Raw genomic sequence first — 17,744 nt, forward strand, 5'->3', positions numbered from 1 at the left:
CTGAGGAAGGTTCGTCCGCTCAGGGTTAGTCGGGACCTAAGCCGAGGCCGAAAGGCGTAGGTGATGGGCAACAGGTTGAGATTCCTGTACCACCTCCTTCCCGTTTGAGCGATGGGGGGACGCAGGAGGATAGGGCGAGCAGGCGGCTGGAAGAGCCTGTCCAAGCAGTGAGGCTGGCCAGTAGGCAAATCCGCTGGCCGGAAGGCCAAGCTGTGATGGCGACGGATTGAATCCGGAAGTCCCCGATTTCACACTGCCAAGAAAAGCCTCTAGCGAGGGAAGAGGTGCCCGTACCGCAAACCGACACAGGTAGGCGAGGAGAGAATCCTAAGGCGCGCGGGAGAACTCTCGTTAAGGAACTCGGCAAAATGACCCCGTAACTTCGGGAGAAGGGGTGCTCTTTCGGGTGAAGAGCCTGGAAGAGCCGCAGTGAAAAGGCCCAAGCGACTGTTTATCAAAAACACAGGTCTCTGCGAAACCGAAAGGCGACGTATAGGGGCTGACACCTGCCCGGTGCTGGAAGGTTAAGGGGAGCGCTTAGCGGAAGCGAAGGTGCGAACCGAAGCCCCAGTAAACGGCGGCCGTAACTATAACGGTCCTAAGGTAGCGAAATTCCTTGTCGGGTAAGTTCCGACCCGCACGAAAGGTGTAACGACTTGGGCGCTGTCTCAACGAGAGACCCGGTGAAATTATACTACCTGTGAAGATGCAGGTTCCCCGCGACAGGACGGAAAGACCCCGTGGAGCTTTACTGCAGCCTGATATGGAATTTTGGTATCGCTTGTACAGGATAGGTGGGAGCCTAAGAAGCCGGAGCGCCAGCTTCGGTGGAGGCGACGGTGGGATACCACCCTGGCGGTATTGAAATTCTAACCCGCACCCCTTAGCGGGGTGGGAGACAGTGTCAGGTGGGCAGTTTGACTGGGGCGGTCGCCTCCCAAAAGGTAACGGAGGCGCCCAAAGGTTCCCTCAGAATGGTTGGAAATCATTCGGAGAGTGCAAAGGCACAAGGGAGCTTGACTGCGAGACGGACAGGTCGAGCAGGGACGAAAGTCGGGCTTAGTGATCCGGTGGTTCCGCATGGAAGGGCCATCGCTCAACGGATAAAAGCTACCCCGGGGATAACAGGCTGATCTCCCCCAAGAGTCCACATCGACGGGGAGGTTTGGCACCTCGATGTCGGCTCATCGCATCCTGGGGCTGTAGTCGGTCCCAAGGGTTGGGCTGTTCGCCCATTAAAGCGGTACGCGAGCTGGGTTCAGAACGTCGTGAGACAGTTCGGTCCCTATCCGTCGCGGGCGTAGGAAATTTGCGAGGAGCTGTCCTTAGTACGAGAGGACCGGGATGGACGCACCGCTGGTGTACCAGTTGTCCCGCCAGGGGCACCGCTGGGTAGCTATGTGCGGACGGGATAAGCGCTGAAAGCATCTAAGCGTGAAGCCCCCCTCAAGATGAGATTTCCCATCGCGTTAGGCGAGTAAGATCCCTCGAAGATGACGAGGTTGATAGGTCCGAGGTGGAAGCGTGGCGACACGTGGAGCTGACGGATACTAATCGATCGAGGGCTTAACCTAGAAAAGCGCAGGCGAGCGGTTCGCCGCGACGGGCAAATGTTCTTCGCCCGCAGGGGTGCTTGCACCCCGAGGGAGAAGGTTATTTGGCAGAAGAGAGCTAGGCGCTGGAACTGGACAATAGAAAAGCGCAGGCGAGCGGCGGCGAGCCGGAGCTAGACAGTACGAAAAGCGGAGGCCGCCCGCTGATCGGCGAAACGCGCTGGAGGGCCTGCGAGGAGGCTATGCCGCCACAGCAGGACCGAAGCGTCGCGAGCCGATGGCGGCCGGAGCTAGACCGGACGAAATGCGGCTTCTTCCGACGGTTATCTAGTTTTGAAGGAATGCGTTCCTTCTTGACAGGAATTGATTTTTTGGTATAATGATTGATGAAAAACAGAATAGCTTGCCTAGTGGTGATAGCGGAGGGGAAACACCCGTTCCCATCCCGAACACGGAAGTTAAGCCCTCCAGCGCCGATGGTAGTTGGGGCCAGCGCCCCTGCAAGAGTAGGTCGCTGCTAGGCAATCAAATTCACCAGGGAGTAGCGACACGCCTAATTCCCTTTTTTCTTTTCTAAAATAATCTCTAGACGTGGACGATCCAGCGGCCAGTTAAATGGAAATGGCTTGTGGATCGTCCTTTCTTTATGCTGGTGTGCCGTCCTTGGGGTTGGAAGTAGCGATGCAGCATTTTCTTATGGTACAATTTCAAAAGCGAGAGTGAAGATGATAAAATGGAATAAGGTGGAACAGAATGAAGCATGTCGAGCTGCTTGTACATTCTTCTGAAGAAACGAAAGCGGTCGCCCGTCGTCTTGCGGAACGCCTTGAACCAGGAATGGTGATTGCGCTTGAGGGCGACCTCGGTGCGGGAAAGACGACATTTACGAAAGGATTGGCTGAAGGATTAGGCATCCAGCAAAACGTCAACAGTCCAACGTTTACCATCATCAAGCAGTACGAAGGCCGATTGCCCCTTTACCATATGGATGTGTACCGTCTTGAGGATGAATGGGAGGATCTTGGCTTTGATGAATACTTTGGCGGTGACGGGGTTACGGTTGTGGAGTGGGCGCACTTGATTGCTGGCCAGCTTCCGGCCGAACGTCTGACGGTGTATTTGCTTGACCGCGGTGGGGATGAACGGCTGCTTCGTTTTGAGCCGCTGGGACAACGCTATGAACAGTTATGCGAGGAGATTTTTGGCGCATGAAAGTATTAGGGATTGATACATCAAACACACCACTTGGTCTTGCTTTGGCGGATGGAAATGTTGTGAAGGGTGAATGGATCACGAATGTGAAAAAAGATCATTCGCTCCGTGCGATGCCGGCTATCGAATCGCTGTTTCGCCAGTGTGGGATGGCCCCGAAAGACCTTGATTTGATCGTAGTGGCCAAAGGGCCCGGGTCTTATACAGGAGTACGAATTGGCGTGACGATTGCGAAAACGCTCGCTTGGTCGCTCGGTATTCCGATCGCCGGTGTGTCGAGCCTTGAAGTGCTCGCCGCCAACGGCCGTTGCTTCTCTGGTTTGATTGTCCCATTGTTTGATGCGCGGCGTGGGCACATTTATACTGGGCTTTATCACAGCGACGGGAGTGTGCTTCGCCAGCTTGAACCGGATCAACTTGTGGTGGCGGATGAGTGGGCGCGGCGACTAGGAGAGCGGGGAGAGGACGTATTGTTCATTGGTGCGGATGTGCCGTTATATCACGAGCTGTTTCAGCGCGTCCTAGGTGGGCGGGCCCATATGGCTCCTCCGTCATTGGCGTTGCCGCGCCCGAGCGAGCTGGTGATGCTCGGTAAAGAAAAAGAGCGTAGAAATGCCCATACGTTTGTGCCAGATTACCTCCGCCTGGCTGAAGCGGAGGTGAAATGGCTCGCAAAACAAAAAGGGGAACGAAACGATGGGGATCGATGTACAATTTCGGCCAATGACCATTCATGATATTGATGAAGTTGTGCAGGTGGAGCGGGCATCGTTTACCGCGCCTTGGAGTCGGGAGTCGTTTTATCATGAGTTGATGTACAACCGCTACGCTCTCTATATTGTGATGGTGCATCGAGGGCGAATCATTGGCTATGCCGGGATGTGGTTGGTCATTGATGAAGCGCACGTCACGAATGTTGCTGTTCTTCCCGAATTTCGTGGCCAAAAACTTGGTGAGGCGTTGATGCGTTGTCTGATGGATCTGGCGAGGCGACAAGGGGCAGTGACGATGACGCTGGAAGTGCGTGTGTCCAATCATGTCGCTCAATCGTTATATCGGAAACTCGGGTTTCGCAACGGCGGTATTCGAAAACGATATTATCCCGATAATTTTGAGGATGCGTTGGTGATGTGGGTGAAGCTACATGAATGAAGATGTGTATGTACTAGGGATTGAAACAAGCTGTGACGAGACTGCCGCCGCGGTTGTTAAAAACGGAAGAGCCATTTTGTCCAATGTGGTCGCTTCACAGATGGAAAGTCATCGGCGGTTTGGCGGCGTCGTTCCTGAGATCGCCTCGCGCCATCATGTGGAGCAAATTACGCTCGTGATTGAAGAGGCGATGCAGCAGGCGAAAGTGTCATTTTCCGACCTTCAGGCTATCGCTGTGACAGCGGGGCCAGGGCTTGTCGGGGCGCTTCTTGTCGGAGTGAACGCGGCGAAAGCGTTGGCGTTTGCCCACGGCATTCCGCTTGTCGGCGTGCATCATATCGCTGGGCATATTTATGCCAATCAGCTCGTGTCGGAAATGAAATTTCCGCTCTTGGCTCTGGTCGTTTCCGGAGGGCATACAGAGCTCGTTTACATGGAAGAACACGTCAAATTCAAGGTGATTGGTGAAACGCGAGATGACGCCGCCGGTGAGGCGTATGACAAGGTGGCTCGCGCTTTGGGGCTTCCGTATCCGGGAGGGCCGCACATTGACCGGTTGGCCCAAGAAGGAGAACCGACCATTGACTTGCCGCGGGCGTGGCTTGAGGAAGGATCGTATGATTTCAGTTTCAGCGGCTTAAAATCGGCGGTGTTGAATACGCTTCATCGTGCTAAACAGCGCGGCGAGGAGATCGATCCGAAGCAGATGGCAGCCAGTTTTCAAGCTAGCGTGGTTGAAGTGTTGACGACAAAGACTTTGCAAGCAGCCAAACAATATCGCGTCCGGCAAGTGTTGCTCGCTGGTGGAGTGGCGGCCAACCGCGGGTTGCGGACTGCATTAGGGGAGCGAATGAGGCAGGAGCTCCCCGGTGTGGAGCTGGTTATTCCACCGTTATCGTTGTGTACCGATAATGCGGCGATGATTGCGGCCGCGGGCACGATGTTGTACTGGCAAGGCAGGCGGTCAGATTTGGCGTTGAACGCCGATCCGAGCTTGCCGTTGGCGTAACATAACGAAGGACAAACCGATGGGCACAATCGGCGGTTTTGGCAGCGGGCCAACCGCCGTTTCTTTTTTTAGACGGCAAGGATGGATTGGTGGACAGACTGGTGGTCCGATTTGTGCATAGTTTCATCCACAGGTTGTGGATGATGTGGAAATATGGCGTAAATAGGATGAGGATGAGGAAAATAATACACAGCTATTTTAAACAAAATTGAGCTGTTTTTTGTGGATAGTGTGGAAAAGTTGGTGAATAACCTATATTTCACTGGATAGATTGTGGATTTCTTTGTGGATAATGTGACTAATTGAAACCGCCCACCGAAATAACCGGCGGGCGGTTGGTTATGGTGAGTCATAAAGCTGCTCCCATTCGGCCAGCAGTTTTTCCACTTGCTGCTTTCGCTCCTCGTTTTCTTGCACAAGCTGTTGTGCTGTTTCGTAGTCGTCATAAACGGACGGATCGCATAGTCGCTGTTCGGCTTGGGCGATTTGCTCTTCAAGCGCGGTGATTTCTGCTTCGATTTCGGCTAGACGGCGTTGACGTTGACGCTGGCGTCTTTTTTCCTCTTTTTCTTGTTCATAAACAGATTTCGCCGACTCGTTGCTGCTCGGAACGATTGGGCTGGCATCCAAACGGGCTAACTCACGCATTTCTTCTTTTTTGGCGATATAGTAGTCATAGTCTCCCAAATATTCGCTAAGGCCGTCGCTTGACAGCTCGAGCACCTTCGTGGCGATGCGGTTGATGAAATAGCGGTCGTGGGAGACGAACAAAATGGTGCCTGGATAGTCGATCAATGCCTGTTCGAGCACTTGTTTGCTGTCGAGGTCTAAATGGTTGGTCGGCTCGTCCAGAATGAGAAAATTAGCCTGCTGGAGCATCAGCTTCGCGAGCGCCAAGCGCGCCTTTTCCCCGCCGCTCAACGCTGAGATCGGTTTTAAAACGTCATCGCCTGAAAACAGGAAGTTGCCGAGTATCGTTCGGATTTCTTTTTCTGTTTTAAGGGGGTAAGCATCCCATAATTCGTCAATGACTCGTTTATTGGACGACAGGTCGGCTTGATCTTGATCATAATATCCGATTTGGACGTTCGTGCCGTAGCGCAAATGTCCGGCCTGAACGGGAAGCTGTCCGGCGATGGCTTTCAACAGTGTAGATTTGCCGATGCCGTTTGGACCGACCAACGCGACGCTTTCGCCGCGGGCGATGCGGAAGCTGATATGACGAATGACCGGCTCGTCCCGGTAACCGACGGCCACGTCTTCAGCGATGAGCACTTGTTGACCGCTTGGTCGTTCGATCGTGAAAGAAAATGAGGCCGATTTTTCCTCTCCGACAGGCCGTTCCATTCGCTCTATTTTCTCCAGCTGTTTTCGCCGGCTTTGCGCCCGCTTGGCCGTCGAGGCGCGGGCGATGTTGCGCTGAATAAACTCTTGCAATCGGGCGATTTCTTCCTGTTGTTTTTCATATCGCTGTAGCTCTTGCTCATATTGTTGCGCTTTCAGTTCCAGATAGCGGCTGTAGTTGCCGTTGTACGTCCGCAGCTTGGCGTTGGACAGCTCGTACACGTGATTGGCAACTTTGTCGAGAAAGTATCGGTCATGGGAGACGAGCAAGAGGGCGCCCGGATATGCCTGCAAATACTGTTCCAGCCAAGCGAGTGTGTCCAAGTCTAAATGGTTGGTCGGTTCGTCTAAAATCAGCAAATCCGGCCTGGACAACAGAAGCTTTCCGAGAGCGAGCCGTGTTCGCTGTCCGCCGCTTAACGAAGAGACCGGCGTTGTTTGATAATCGTATGAAGAAAATTGCAATCCGTGCAAGACGGAACGAATGTCGGCCTCATATTGATAGCCGCCTTGTTCCTTATATTGCTCTTGCAGTTCATCGTACATTTTCAGCGTTTTTTCATAGCGGACGGGATCGGCGAGCACATCGGGATCGCCAAGCTGAGAGCCGAGCGCGGCCAGCTGTTGTTCCATCGCTTGAAGCGGTGCGAACACGTCGAGCATTTCCTCCCAAATGGAGCGTGATGATTCCAACCCGCTCTGTTGTGCCAAATAGCCGATTTTGAGATGGTTTGGTTTGATGATTTCACCGCTGTCAAAAGATAGTTCGCCGGCGATGATTTTTAATAATGTCGATTTTCCCGCTCCGTTTCGGCCGACAAGGGCGATGCGGTCGCGGGACTGTATTTCTAGTTTAATATTCGATAAAATAAGGTCAGCGCCAAAATATTTCGTGAGTCCACGCACTTGCAAAATCATCATGTCGGTTCACCTCTCGGAATAGTTTAACGTATGTCGCTCAGACGGTCAAAGACAGAAGGAGAAAAATCATGTATAGTGTAGACATGGAGGAGATGGCTTTGTCATCGTTTACCCATTTTAATGAAGAGGGACGCGCCAAGATGGTCGATATCACGGACAAAGAAGAGACGGTCAGGGTCGCGGTGGCGCGAACGAGCGTCACTGTCAGCCAAGAGATTTATGAAAAAATCAAAGGCCGTGACATCAAAAAAGGGGATGTGCTGGCCGTCGCCCAAGTGGCAGGGGTCATGGCGGCCAAAAAAACGGCTGACCTGATCCCGATGTGCCACCCGCTGATGCTAAAGAGCGTCGATTTCGCGTTTTCTTGGGAGCATGAAGAAACCGAGCCTCGTCTTGTCATTACAGCGACCGTGAAAACGAAAGGGAGCACGGGGGTGGAAATGGAAGCGCTGACGGCTGTTTCGGTTTGTGCGTTGACGGTATACGACATGTGTAAGGCGCTCGACAAAGGGATGACGATCGGTCCGACGTATTTGGTCGAAAAAACGGGCGGGAAATCCGGCCATTATCGACGGAAAACCGATTAGCTAGGGGATGAGACAATGAGCAATGAACAACCGAAAATTCCGCAAGCGACGGCTAAGCGGCTGCCGCTTTATTACCGATTTTTAAAGAACTTGCATGCATCAGGAAAGCAGCGCGTCTCTTCCGCTGAGCTGAGCGAGGCGGTGAAAGTCGATCCAGCGACGATCCGCCGCGATTTTTCGTATTTTGGCGCGCTCGGCAAAAAAGGATACGGGTATAATGTCCATTATTTGTTGTCGTTTTTTCGCCAGACGTTGGAAGAGGATGAAGTGACTGAAGTGGCGCTGTTTGGAGTCGGCAATTTAGGCACCGCTTTTTTAAACTATAATTTTTCGAAAAACAATAACACGAAAATTGTGATGGCGTTCGATGTTGATGAGCAAAAAGTAGGGACGACAGTCGGCGGCGTGCCCGTCTATCATCTCGATGAGCTGGAAGAACGGCTGCGCGGCGACATTCCGGTCGCTATTTTAACCGTGCCGGCCTCCGCGGCTCAGGCGTTGACCGATCGCCTTGTCACCCAAGGGATTAAAGGAATTTTAAACTTTACTCCGGCGCGGCTGAACGTGCCTGACCATATTCGCGTTCACCACATCGATTTGGCCATTGAGCTGCAATCGCTCGTGTATTTTTTGAAAAACTATCCATCGCCATCGGCAAAAGGAGAGAATCATTCATGAAATATGTATTGCTGGCTGTTTTGATTTTGCTGTTGTTTGGCACGAAAAAGCTGCCGGAACTAGGGCGTTCGTTTGGCCAGTCGCTGCGCGAGTTCAAAGACGCCACTAAGGGTCTTGCGGATGAGGACGAAACGAAAACCGACCGGTGATAAGGCGGGATGAGGAACCATGAATGACAAAGAGATGTCAGTGTATGAACACCTCGGTGAACTGCGAAGGCGGCTGATCGCTGTGCTCGTTTTTTTCGCCGCGGCGTTGGCGGCGAGCTTCTTTTTCGTCGATGATGTCATTATCTATTTGCAACGAACGGCAGAGACAAAGCAGTTGACCATGAACGCCTTTCGCCTGACCGATCCGATCAAAGTATACTTTCAGTTTGCTTTTGTCATTGCCGCCGTGCTGACGTCTCCGGTGCTGCTGTATCAAATTTGGGCGTTTGTCAGCCCCGGTCTGTATGAAAAAGAGCGGAAGGTAACGCTAAGCTATATTCCGGCATCGATTGTTCTTTTTTTGGGCGGCGTCAGCTTCGCCTATTTCGTTTTGTTTCCGTTTGTCGTTCGATTTATGAACCAGCTGGCTGAACAGCTGGGGGTTCAGCAAATGATCGGCATTAACGAATATTTCCAGTTTCTGCTTCAGCTTGTGCTGCCGTTTGGCGTTGTGTTTCAGCTGCCGATCGTGGTGCTGTTTTTCACCCGCTTAGGGCTTATCACGCCGCAGTTTCTTGTTCGCGTTCGAAAGTATGCGTATTTGGTGCTGTTAATTATCGCGGCGATTATCACGCCGCCCGATTTGTTGTCGCAAGTGATTGTCATGATTCCGCTCACGCTTTTGTATGAAGGGAGCATTTGGATCGCAAAAATCGGCTACCGGAAGGCGCGAGCAGCGGCGGAACAAGGAGACAGCGAGTAAAGCAGCGCACGGCCAAAGCGATTTTTAAACAAAAAATTCCATGGGCAGCGATCTGCCCTCCACTCGGGGGTGAAAATTTCGCGCCGGTCCGGCATTTTCATGGGAAAGATCCATGGGCGGTGTGATCTGCCCTCCACTTGGGGGGAAATCTCGCGTCAGTCCGGCATTTTCACGGGAAAGGTCCACGGGCAAGCTGTGATCTGCCCTCCAGACGGGGATGAAAATCGCCGCTTGCCGATGGGGATGTTCGCGGGAAACAGATCGAGGGAGCACGGATGGGCATATCATAAAAAAAGGTGTCCCGATCGTACGTTTGGGGCACCTTCTTTATCGTTTTGGGGTAAAAAGCAGACGAAAGGCGGTTCCAAAGTCAAAGGCCGCCAACGCCGCCAAGGCGATGGTCGAAACGTTCCAAATCGTTTCATGTGCGCTTTGGATCGCCAAATACGTAAACAGCAAACCTAGAAGGAAATAGGGCAATGAGAAGAGTCGAGGGTGGCGCGTCATAACCATACCCCCCAAATCGTCAGCGGAAATTCCGGCTGGCGCATCATTTTTTCCATTTCATCAGCCAGTAGCATCTGCACAACGACGACGAACGTATTCATCGCTACATGGGCGAACATCGGCACGAAGATGCGGCCGGTTTTCGCATATAAAAAGGCGAACGTCAGACCGATCGCTGTATACAAAAGCAAATGCTCCAGCTCCATATGGGCGATGGCGAAAAGAAGCGAGCTTGCGAGCGCGGCCGGCCAAAAGCGGTATTTTTCATAAAGCGATCCAAAAATGATTTTGCGGAAAACGAGTTCTTCCAAAATCGGGCCGATGACCGAAGCGACAATGACTAGCAGCGGTGTCAAGCGAATGATCTCAATGATTTGTCTTGTGTTCTCCGATCCTGGTTCAATGCCGAGCAGCCGCCATTCGATATTGACGGCGATGCTTTGGGCGACAAGCGCCAAAAACACGCCTAAAAATGCCCACATCCACGATGAAGCGAGCGGCATTTGCCGCATGTTTCGCTCAGGGCGGGCGCGGCGAAGCAGCCATAAAATAATGATAAACGCTGTCAAAAAGCTGATGACCGCCCAATATCCAGAAGCGATTTTTGCGGCTTCGATGGGGGTTTCCGCGCTTGACCCGACGCCGAGGGCGCGCAGAAGCGGCACGCCGGCAAAAGCGGACAGCTGCATGGCGATATAAGTGATCAGCACGTACCAGTCATGACGTTTCAAGTTTTCTTACCCCTTTATTAAAATATATCCGTATTGTAGCATATGTTTGGCGAAATGATAAGAAAAGTTCGTTGGCTGAATCCAACGGCCAACGGGACAAAAAAACAGCCGCCGGGTGTTTATTGGCGCTGGAAATGTGCAATAATGAAAACGGATTTTGCGCCGCCGGCTTGAGAAGCTAGGCGGTCGTCCCGCCCGGTTGCCCTTCAGCTGGCCGGCATATTTCTGTCACGCCGGAAGCGTGAAAACGAACGAGACCGCTTGTCGGTGGAACAATGCGCTGCTCGCGTGTTTCTGTCGCGCCGGAAGCAGCGGTTTTGGGTGAAATGCTGCCGGTTGGCGGAGGACGGTTGTTCTTTGCCGGTCTTCGGGGCGACCGATTGGCTCGTTTGGCGCCAAAAAGAAAAGCCGCTATTTTTTTGAATTTCCTACTTGCAAAACGGAAAGAAGTTCATTAATATTATAAGTGTGTTAGCACTCAATAAAGATGAGTGCTAATAAGAACGGCGAAAACTATCGTTAAGGAGGTTGTTCCCCGTGTTGAAGCCATTAGGCGATCGCATTGTCATTGAAGTCGTGGAAACAGAAGAAAAAACGGCAAGCGGCATCGTGTTGCCGGATACGGCGAAAGAAAAGCCGCAAGAAGGCCGTGTTGTCGCCGTTGGTGCAGGCCGCGTGCTCGATAACGGCCAACGTGTTGCACCGGAAGTTGAAGTCGGCGACCGCATCATCTTCTCGAAATACGCGGGCACAGAAGTGAAATACGACGGCAAAGAGTACTTAATTTTGCGTGAAAGCGACATTTTGGCTGTCATTCGCTAATCTATGCGCCGATCAAATAAAACATACGTAAAACTCACTGAATACTTAACGTTCGCTTCATGCACGTGTTGCAATTTCATCCATATTGTAAGGAGGTAACGGGGTATGGCAAAACAAATCAAGTTCAGCGAAGAAGCGCGCCGTGCGATGTTGCGCGGGGTGGACAAACTCGCAGACGCAGTGAAAGTCACATTAGGCCCGAAAGGCCGCAACGTCGTATTGGAGAAAAAATTTGGTTCGCCGCTCATCACGAATGACGGCGTCACGATCGCGAAAGAAATCGAACTCGAAGATCCGTTTGAAAACATGGGCGCGAAATTGGTCGCTGAAGTCGCCAGCAAAACGAACGACATCGCTGGGGACGGGACGACAACCGCTACGGTATTGGCTCAAGCGATGATCCGCGAAGGGCTGAAAAACGTGGCTGCTGGTGCGAACCCGATGGGCATCCGCCGCGGGATTGAAAAAGCGGTTGCGGTTGCCGTTGAAGAATTAAAAGCCATCTCCAAACCGATCAAAGGAAAAGAATCGATCGCCCAAGTTGCTGCGATTTCGGCTGCTGACGAAGAAGTCGGCCAATTGATCGCTGAAGCGATGGAACGCGTCGGCAACGACGGTGTCATCACGCTGGAAGAATCGAAAGGCTTCACGACGGAACTCGACGTTGTCGAAGGGATGCAATTCGACCGCGGTTACGTTTCGCCGTACATGATTACAGATACGGAAAAAATGGAAGCTGTTCTCGAAAATCCGTACATTTTGATTACGGACAAAAAAGTATCGAGCATCCAAGAGTTGCTGCCGGTTCTTGAACAAGTCGTTCAACATGGCCGTCCGCTCTTGATCATCGCGGAAGATGTCGAAGGCGAAGCGCTCGCGACGCTCGTTGTCAACAAACTGCGCGGCACGTTCAACGCTGTTGCCGTCAAAGCGCCTGGCTTCGGCGATCGCCGCAAAGCGATGCTCGAAGATATCGCGATTTTAACAGGCGGCGAAGTCATTTCGGAAGAACTTGGCCGCGAACTGAAATCGACAACGATCGCTTCGCTTGGCCGTGCGTCGAAAGTAGTCGTAACGAAAGAAACGACGACGATTGTCGAAGGCGCCGGCGATTCGGAGCGCATCAAAGCGCGCATCAACCAAATCCGTGCGCAGCTTGAAGAAACAACGTCCGAATTCGACCGCGAAAAACTGCAAGAACGCTTGGCGAAATTGGCTGGCGGCGTAGCGGTCATCAAAGTGGGTGCGGCAACCGAAACAGAATTGAAAGAACGCAAACTGCGCATCGAAGACGCGCTCAACTCGACTCGTGCGGCGGTTGAAGAAGGCATTGTCGCCGGCGGTGGTACGGCATTGATGAACATCTACAACAAAGTCGCGTCCATCGAGGCGGAAGGCGATGAAGCAACCGGCGTGAAAATCGTATTGCGCGCGATCGAAGAACCGGTTCGTCAAATCGCGCAAAACGCTGGTCTGGAAGGCTCGATCATCGTTGAGCGCCTGAAAAACGAAAAACCGGGCGTCGGCTTCAACGCTGCAACGGGCGAATGGGTCGACATGATCGAAGCCGGTATCGTTGACCCGACGAAAGTCACTCGCTCGGCGCTGCAAAACGCTGCTTCTGTCGCTGCGATGGTCTTGACGACCGAAGCGGTTGTCGCCGACAAACCGGAAGAAAACAAAGGCAACAATCCGGGCATGCCGGACATGGGCGGCATGATGTAATCAGCGCCTCCCATCCGTTGGAACACTGGGGTTTTCCCCGGTGTTCTTTTTGTTTTGACCATGAAAATGACCACGCTATGGAATGCGGATCAAGCACGCATAAATCGCCTCCCCCTCTTGCCAAGCAGCGTGAATGACGTAGATGTACGAACCTTGTTGTTTTGGCAGTGTGATCGTTCCATCTTGCACCGGCTGCCAGTCAACATCATCATCATTCCATACGCCGGCTTCGAGTGTTGATGGGCGGTAGTCAAACTCGATGTGAAGTTTTGCCCCTGAAGCGGCGGGATGAGGCTTGAGTTCTCTGACGAGCAGCGGTGGGGCGGCGGCATCGGCAACAACTCCGCGCCGGCCTGTCGACCACGTGTAAGTCCCGAGCCGGTGGTCGACTGTTTCACCGTTGACGGTCAACGTTAATTCAGGCGGCTTGATATCACCGAATGAACAGCCGGAAAGCCATAGAAGCAAAATAAGAAGCGGGGCCCATCGTTTCCGCATAATAGAAAATCCCCCTTTTTGAATATAGACGCTTCTTTGGTCGATCCGTTGCATGAATACGTCCCCGAGTTGCCATTGATTCGGTGAGACTGAGCGCACACTCGGGGAAAAGAAAATGAGAGATGGATTGGGGTAAGCGAGCGATAAAGAAGGACGTTGCCGCCGTTATTTATTTTTCTGCAACTTCCAGCCGTTCCTTCCGCTTCTCCTTAGTTAACTTCTGTTCCCATTTAAATACTTTGTTGAGCAGTTTATATATGCTTTTGCTTTCTTTGGCAAAGAGTGGTCCCAATATGGCCAACATGAGAACGTAAAGTGCGGTAAAAGGTATCAATATCGGGCTTAACCCTGCTGTAATTCCCAGATTTGCAACGATGATGGAAAACTCTCCACGTGCGGTGATTGTCAAACCAATATTTGTAGAGGCTTTGTAGGACAATCCAGCCTTTCTTCCGGCAATCATTCCCGCCACGATATTAGCCATTAGAGTGACGATGACAGCCCCTAATGATAACCAAAACGCATCGATTAACGTTGACGGTTCAATACTCAAACCGAAGCTAAAGAAGAAAATCGCTCCAAAGAAGTCACGGAATGGAACAACTAAATGCTCAATTCGATCACGGTGTTCCGTTTCTGAAAAGACAAGTCCAAGCAGTAAGGCTCCGATGGCTTCAGCAACGTGAATCGTTTCGGAAAAGCCGGCAACAAAAAAGAGAATAGCAAAGATGACGATGATGAATATTTCATCGGATTTGATATTCAACCATTTGTTGAGCAGAGGGGCACCTTTACGAGCGATGACAAAAAATAGCAACATATAAGCAACAGATGTTAAAACAGATAGGCTGATTCCGAAAAAGGAGGTGGATCCAGCTAGCAAAACCCCTGACATCGTCGTCAAAAATAGGGCAAGGAAGATGTCATCAAAAAGGATCATCCCTAAAATGAGCTCTGTTTCAGGATTGGCCGTTCTCCTTAAATCAACAAGAACTTTGGCCACGATAGCACTTGACGATACACTGAGGAGTCCAGCAATAAGAACCGTTTCCATCCATGGCATTCCCACGGCCTTGCCGTAAAGCAATCCTAAAACAAAGTTCATTGTGACGTAGATGCTTCCACCGACCACAATATTTTTTCCGGATTTAATCAGTTTGCCGACAGAAAATTCAAGCCCTAAATAAAACAGTAAAAAAAGTACCCCGATCCTACCTAAAAACTGGATAATTTCATTGCTTTGAATAAAAGTGAGGTCAATAATCCCGATGGTAGGGGCATGGGGCCCAACGAGCATGCCGATAACGATCAAAAACGGGATAATGGAGAAGTTTAATTTATTGGCAATGAGCGATCCAATGGCGACTAGGACGAGTGCTGTTCCCACTTCGAATACCAAATGGTTCATCTATTCCCATCACTCCTTATTTGATAGTAAATGACTAATGATCTCCTTTATTTGCTGTCTTTCTCCAGACATGATCAATGTATCTCCAGCTTCAATCAATGTATTTGGGCCGGGATTATGAGATTTTTGTGAATGTTTCTTTTTGATAGCGATGACAGTGACACCGAAACGGTTTCTAATATCAAGGTCGCCAATTTTTTGATTTACAGCGGGGGCATTTGGCTCCACTTGAAACCACTCGATAATGAGATCGTCAAAGGCAAACTCAATCGTTTCGAGCGCCTTTGGTTTATATGCCATTCCTCCAATGATTCCTGCAATTTGTCTCGCTTCTTGGTCGCTTAATGTCACGCTGCTGATAACTTCATCATAATCCTCTGCGTCAAAGTGATAAATTTCCCTTCGCCCATCGTCATGGATCACAATGACAAGCTTATCTTTGTTTCGCGTAATAATTTCAAATTTGTACCCGATTCCTGGCAATTCACTTTCTCGGATATTCATGATCAAAGACTCCTCCTTATTTATGTTTTTATGTAAATTTTATCCTTTGCTGTTATCTATTTTTTCTATCGTTATTATAACAGTAAAAACGGTTTTTTTCACTGTTTTGGCTCGGTTGTCTGTTTGAAGGCGGGGTGAGGAGGAAATATACATGACGGCGTCCCTGCGTGTCTTTTATGTCTTTTCCTTTGGCACGTTACACTAGGATGTGAACGCTCTTCCATTTATGTTCACGCTTAAAATGGGGGGCGGTTTGGGGTGATAAAAATCATTGGAAGAAGGGAATGTTGTTTTTTCGCCGACCTTTTAGGCCACAATGGGAATGAACATGTATAGGGCAGTGTCTAAACAAAAGGGGGGTACGTGATGAACGAACGAATCGAACGCGACTCGCTCGGCGAGGTGCGGGTGCCGGCCGATAAATACTGGGGAGCGCAGACGGAACGGAGCCGGCAAAACTTCCGGATCGGCAAGGAAACGATGCCGCTGGAACTCATTTATGCTTATGCCGAGCTGAAAAAAGCGGCAGCCATCGTCAACGAGCAAGCTGGGAAGCTGAGCGAAGCGAAAAGACGGGCGATTGTAGCGGCGTGCGATGAAATTTTGGCCGGTCAGTGGGATGCGCATTTTCCGCTTGTCGTTTGGCAGACGGGAAGCGGGACGCAGACGAATATGAACGTCAACGAAGTGGTGGCGAGACGGGCGAATGAGCTGCTCCGTGACGGCGAGGGGCGCATTCACCCGAACGATGACATCAACATGTCGCAAAGCTCCAACGATACGTTTCCAACGGTCATGCATATGGCGGTGTATGCGAAAATTCACACGCATTTGCTGCCGGCGCTGGATGGATTGATTGGCACGTTCGCAGCGAAGGAGCGGCAATATGCGAAGACGATCAAAATCGGGCGCACCCACTTGCAAGATGCGACGCCGCTCACATTCGGACAAGAGATTTCCGGGTGGCGGACGATGCTGGAGAAAAGCAAAATGATGATCAGCGAAGCGGCCGACAAGCTGCTCGATTTGGCGATCGGCGGCACGGCGGTCGGCACGGGGCTCAATGCGCCACCAGCGTTTGGCGAACAAGTCGCCAAACAGCTGCACACCCAAACCGGCTACCCGTTCCGCTCTGCTGCCAACAAATTTCACGCGCTGACCAGCCATGACGAGATCGTTTACGTCCACGGGGCGCTGAAGGCGCTCGCCGCCGATCTGATGAAAATCGCGAACGATATTCGCTGGCTGGCGAGCGGACCGCGCTCCGGGCTCGGGGAGATCACGATTCCAGCCAATGAACCTGGGAGTTCCATCATGCCAGGCAAAGTGAAGCGATGACGATGGTGGCCGTGCAAGTGTTTGGCAATGATGCGGCAATTGGTTTTGCGGCAAGCCAAGGCCATTTTCAATTAAACGTGTTCAAACCGGTCATCGCCTATAACGCCATTCAGTCCGTGCAGCTGCTTGGTGATGCCATCCGTTCGTTTGATGAGCGATGCGCCCAAGGGTTGGAGGCGAACGAAACGAAAATGAAAGAGTACGTGGACCGCTCGCTCATGCTCGTGACAGCGTTAAGCCCGCATATCGGCTATGACAAAGCCGCGGAAATCGCCAAGCTTGCGCACCGCGAAGGATTGACGCTGAAAGAAGCGGCCTTGAAAACCGGGTATGTGACAGCCGAGCAGTACGAAGAATGGGTAAGGCCGGAGAAGATGATTTAGTGGCCCAAAACGCTGGGAGCGAACAGGCGGCCAAAAAACGGAGCTGAGCCAAAAGGTCGTCTGTCTTCAAGATCAACACAACTATACGAAACGTTGAGGCAGCGCGCCTAGGAGGCTGGTGGTTTCGTGCAAAAACGACTGATTCCAATCGTTTCTCAATTAGAAAAACCTTGCAGAACCAGCTTTCTCTTCGGAATGAAAATGCCATCGATTGGTGTGCGACAGCGGTTTTTCACCGGCCTTCTAGAAGGCTGGTGAAAAACATTGGTTTCCTTTGGTCGATGAAAAAAAGTGTGCACTGTTGCAAGGCTTTTCTATTTGAAAAACGATGCTGGGAAGCGGTTGCGCGAGTAAATCACCGCCCCTCTAGAAGGCTGGTGATTTAGTGCAAAATACTACTGATTCCATCCGCTTCTCAATTAGAGAAGCCTTGCAAAATCAAGTTTCTTTTCTGAATGAA

Annotated in this window: 17 protein-coding genes, 2 rRNA genes and 1 pseudogene (1 of these 20 running past the window's edge); 14 read left to right on the plus strand and 6 right to left on the minus strand. The window is 51.4% G+C overall.

The window, feature by feature from the left end:
- From GC56T2_RS01290 to tsaD, 6 genes are all read left to right on the plus strand, one after another.
- Positions 1-1,574: ribosomal RNA gene (locus GC56T2_RS01290) — 23S ribosomal RNA — on the plus strand; it begins 1,356 nt to the left of the window's first position.
- Positions 1,575-1,959: 385 nt separating this feature from the next.
- Positions 1,960-2,076 (plus strand): 5S ribosomal RNA (gene rrf, locus GC56T2_RS01295).
- 230 nt (positions 2,077-2,306) lie between these two features.
- Positions 2,307-2,765 (plus strand): tRNA (adenosine(37)-N6)-threonylcarbamoyltransferase complex ATPase subunit type 1 TsaE, encoded by a 459-nt coding sequence (tsaE, locus tag GC56T2_RS01300; protein WP_144972487.1) that lies wholly within the window; start codon positions 2,307-2,309, stop codon positions 2,763-2,765.
- Positions 2,762-3,502 carry a tRNA (adenosine(37)-N6)-threonylcarbamoyltransferase complex dimerization subunit type 1 TsaB gene (tsaB, locus tag GC56T2_RS01305; protein WP_144972489.1) on the plus strand — a complete coding sequence of 247 codons (741 nt, stop codon included), beginning with the start codon at positions 2,762-2,764 and terminating at the stop codon, positions 3,500-3,502. Before tsaE ends, tsaB begins: the two co-directional genes overlap by 4 nt.
- Entirely contained in the window at positions 3,462-3,917 is a 456-nt protein-coding gene (gene rimI, locus GC56T2_RS01310; RefSeq protein ID WP_144972491.1) for a ribosomal protein S18-alanine N-acetyltransferase, read from the plus strand. Before tsaB ends, rimI begins: the two co-directional genes overlap by 41 nt.
- On the plus strand, positions 3,910-4,926 hold the full coding sequence (tsaD, locus tag GC56T2_RS01315; protein WP_033020397.1) for a tRNA (adenosine(37)-N6)-threonylcarbamoyltransferase complex transferase subunit TsaD: 1,017 nt from the start codon (positions 3,910-3,912) through the stop codon (positions 4,924-4,926). The genes rimI and tsaD overlap by 8 nt, the downstream gene beginning before the upstream one ends.
- Positions 4,927-5,265: 339 nt before the next feature.
- On the opposite strand, the gene GC56T2_RS01320 is transcribed toward tsaD, so the two are convergent.
- Positions 5,266-7,191, minus strand: coding sequence for an ABC-F family ATP-binding cassette domain-containing protein (locus GC56T2_RS01320; protein ID WP_144972493.1), 1,926 nt, complete (start codon positions 7,189-7,191; stop codon positions 5,266-5,268).
- A 98-nt stretch (positions 7,192-7,289) separates the two neighbouring features.
- Between GC56T2_RS01320 and moaC the strand changes: the two genes are divergently transcribed.
- From moaC to tatC, 4 genes are read left to right on the plus strand one after another with little or no spacing between them, the layout of a single operon-like run.
- Entirely contained in the window at positions 7,290-7,778 is a 489-nt protein-coding gene (gene moaC, locus GC56T2_RS01325; RefSeq protein ID WP_144976969.1) for a cyclic pyranopterin monophosphate synthase MoaC, read from the plus strand.
- Positions 7,779-7,793: 15 nt separating this feature from the next.
- Positions 7,794-8,456: a redox-sensing transcriptional repressor Rex gene (locus GC56T2_RS01330; protein WP_144972495.1), complete on the plus strand. Its 663-nt coding sequence runs from the start codon at positions 7,794-7,796 to the stop codon at positions 8,454-8,456.
- Positions 8,453-8,605: a twin-arginine translocase TatA/TatE family subunit gene (gene tatA, locus GC56T2_RS01335; RefSeq protein ID WP_144972497.1), complete on the plus strand. Its 153-nt coding sequence runs from the start codon at positions 8,453-8,455 to the stop codon at positions 8,603-8,605. Before GC56T2_RS01330 ends, tatA begins: the two co-directional genes overlap by 4 nt.
- 19 nt (positions 8,606-8,624) lie before the next feature.
- Entirely contained in the window at positions 8,625-9,368 is a 744-nt protein-coding gene (tatC, locus tag GC56T2_RS01340) for a twin-arginine translocase subunit TatC (RefSeq protein WP_144972499.1), read from the plus strand.
- Between the two features lie 327 nt (positions 9,369-9,695).
- Here tatC and GC56T2_RS01345 read toward each other — a convergent pair whose 3' ends face one another.
- On the minus strand, positions 9,696-9,875 hold the full coding sequence (locus GC56T2_RS01345) for a YdiK family protein (RefSeq protein ID WP_033022711.1): 180 nt from the start codon (positions 9,873-9,875) through the stop codon (positions 9,696-9,698).
- A complete protein-coding gene (locus GC56T2_RS01350) occupies positions 9,872-10,606 on the minus strand; it encodes a CPBP family intramembrane glutamic endopeptidase (protein ID WP_144972501.1) in 735 nt (244 codons plus the stop codon). The genes GC56T2_RS01345 and GC56T2_RS01350 overlap by 4 nt, the downstream gene beginning before the upstream one ends.
- Before the next feature lie 317 nt (positions 10,607-10,923).
- Here GC56T2_RS01350 and GC56T2_RS17915 point away from each other — a divergent pair, with 317 nt between their 5' ends.
- The 3 genes from GC56T2_RS17915 (at position 10,924) to groL (ending at position 13,153) form a co-directional block, all read left to right on the plus strand.
- Positions 10,924-11,064: a hypothetical protein gene (locus GC56T2_RS17915; protein ID WP_222427766.1), complete on the plus strand. Its 141-nt coding sequence runs from the start codon at positions 10,924-10,926 to the stop codon at positions 11,062-11,064.
- Between the two features lie 79 nt (positions 11,065-11,143).
- Complete coding sequence (gene groES, locus GC56T2_RS01355; RefSeq protein ID WP_033022714.1) at positions 11,144-11,428, plus strand: co-chaperone GroES; 285 nt, start codon at positions 11,144-11,146, stop codon at positions 11,426-11,428.
- Positions 11,429-11,533: 105 nt separating this feature from the next.
- Entirely contained in the window at positions 11,534-13,153 is a 1,620-nt protein-coding gene (gene groL / locus GC56T2_RS01360) for a chaperonin GroEL (RefSeq protein ID WP_033022716.1), read from the plus strand.
- 75 nt (positions 13,154-13,228) lie between these two features.
- On the opposite strand, the gene GC56T2_RS01365 is transcribed toward groL, so the two are convergent.
- The 3 genes from GC56T2_RS01365 to GC56T2_RS01375 all read right to left on the minus strand — a co-directional run bounded on the left by GC56T2_RS01365 (position 13,229) and on the right by GC56T2_RS01375 (position 15,563).
- Complete coding sequence (locus tag GC56T2_RS01365) at positions 13,229-13,651, minus strand: hypothetical protein (protein ID WP_144972503.1); 423 nt, start codon at positions 13,649-13,651, stop codon at positions 13,229-13,231.
- A gap of 169 nt (positions 13,652-13,820) precedes the next feature.
- Entirely contained in the window at positions 13,821-15,059 is a 1,239-nt protein-coding gene (locus GC56T2_RS01370; protein ID WP_144972505.1) for a cation:proton antiporter, read from the minus strand.
- A gap of 9 nt (positions 15,060-15,068) precedes the next feature.
- Positions 15,069-15,563: a cation:proton antiporter regulatory subunit gene (locus tag GC56T2_RS01375; protein WP_144972507.1), complete on the minus strand. Its 495-nt coding sequence runs from the start codon at positions 15,561-15,563 to the stop codon at positions 15,069-15,071.
- Between the two features lie 366 nt (positions 15,564-15,929).
- Between GC56T2_RS01375 and fumC the strand changes: the two are divergent.
- Positions 15,930-17,284 (plus strand): annotated as a pseudogene (gene fumC, locus GC56T2_RS01380) (class II fumarate hydratase).
- Positions 17,285-17,744: the final 460 nt, after the last annotated feature.

It is taken from the genome of Geobacillus sp. C56-T2, from assembly GCF_007829715.1.
GTDB lineage: Bacteria > Bacillota > Bacilli > Bacillales > Anoxybacillaceae > Geobacillus > Geobacillus icigianus.

What these genes read in the sequence shown, in the direction of transcription:
- tsaE (WP_144972487.1), top strand. Translation starts at nt 2,307, where the DNA reads ATGAAGCATGTCGAGCTGCTTGTACATTCTTCTGAAGAAACGAAAGCG.
- tsaB (WP_144972489.1), top strand. Translation starts at nt 2,762, where the DNA reads ATGAAAGTATTAGGGATTGATACATCAAACACACCACTTGGTCTTGCT.
- rimI (WP_144972491.1), top strand. Translation starts at nt 3,462, where the DNA reads ATGGGGATCGATGTACAATTTCGGCCAATGACCATTCATGATATTGAT.
- tsaD (WP_033020397.1), top strand. Translation starts at nt 3,910, where the DNA reads ATGAATGAAGATGTGTATGTACTAGGGATTGAAACAAGCTGTGACGAG.
- GC56T2_RS01320 (WP_144972493.1), bottom strand. Translation starts at nt 7,191, where the DNA reads ATGATGATTTTGCAAGTGCGTGGACTCACGAAATATTTTGGCGCTGAC.
- GC56T2_RS01330 (WP_144972495.1), top strand. Translation starts at nt 7,794, where the DNA reads ATGAGCAATGAACAACCGAAAATTCCGCAAGCGACGGCTAAGCGGCTG.
- tatA (WP_144972497.1), top strand. Translation starts at nt 8,453, where the DNA reads ATGAAATATGTATTGCTGGCTGTTTTGATTTTGCTGTTGTTTGGCACG.
- tatC (WP_144972499.1), top strand. Translation starts at nt 8,625, where the DNA reads ATGAATGACAAAGAGATGTCAGTGTATGAACACCTCGGTGAACTGCGA.
- GC56T2_RS01345 (WP_033022711.1), bottom strand. Translation starts at nt 9,875, where the DNA reads ATGACGCGCCACCCTCGACTCTTCTCATTGCCCTATTTCCTTCTAGGT.
- groL (WP_033022716.1), top strand. Translation starts at nt 11,534, where the DNA reads ATGGCAAAACAAATCAAGTTCAGCGAAGAAGCGCGCCGTGCGATGTTG.
- GC56T2_RS01365 (WP_144972503.1), bottom strand. Translation starts at nt 13,651, where the DNA reads ATGCGGAAACGATGGGCCCCGCTTCTTATTTTGCTTCTATGGCTTTCC.
- GC56T2_RS01370 (WP_144972505.1), bottom strand. Translation starts at nt 15,059, where the DNA reads ATGAACCATTTGGTATTCGAAGTGGGAACAGCACTCGTCCTAGTCGCC.
- GC56T2_RS01375 (WP_144972507.1), bottom strand. Translation starts at nt 15,563, where the DNA reads ATGAATATCCGAGAAAGTGAATTGCCAGGAATCGGGTACAAATTTGAA.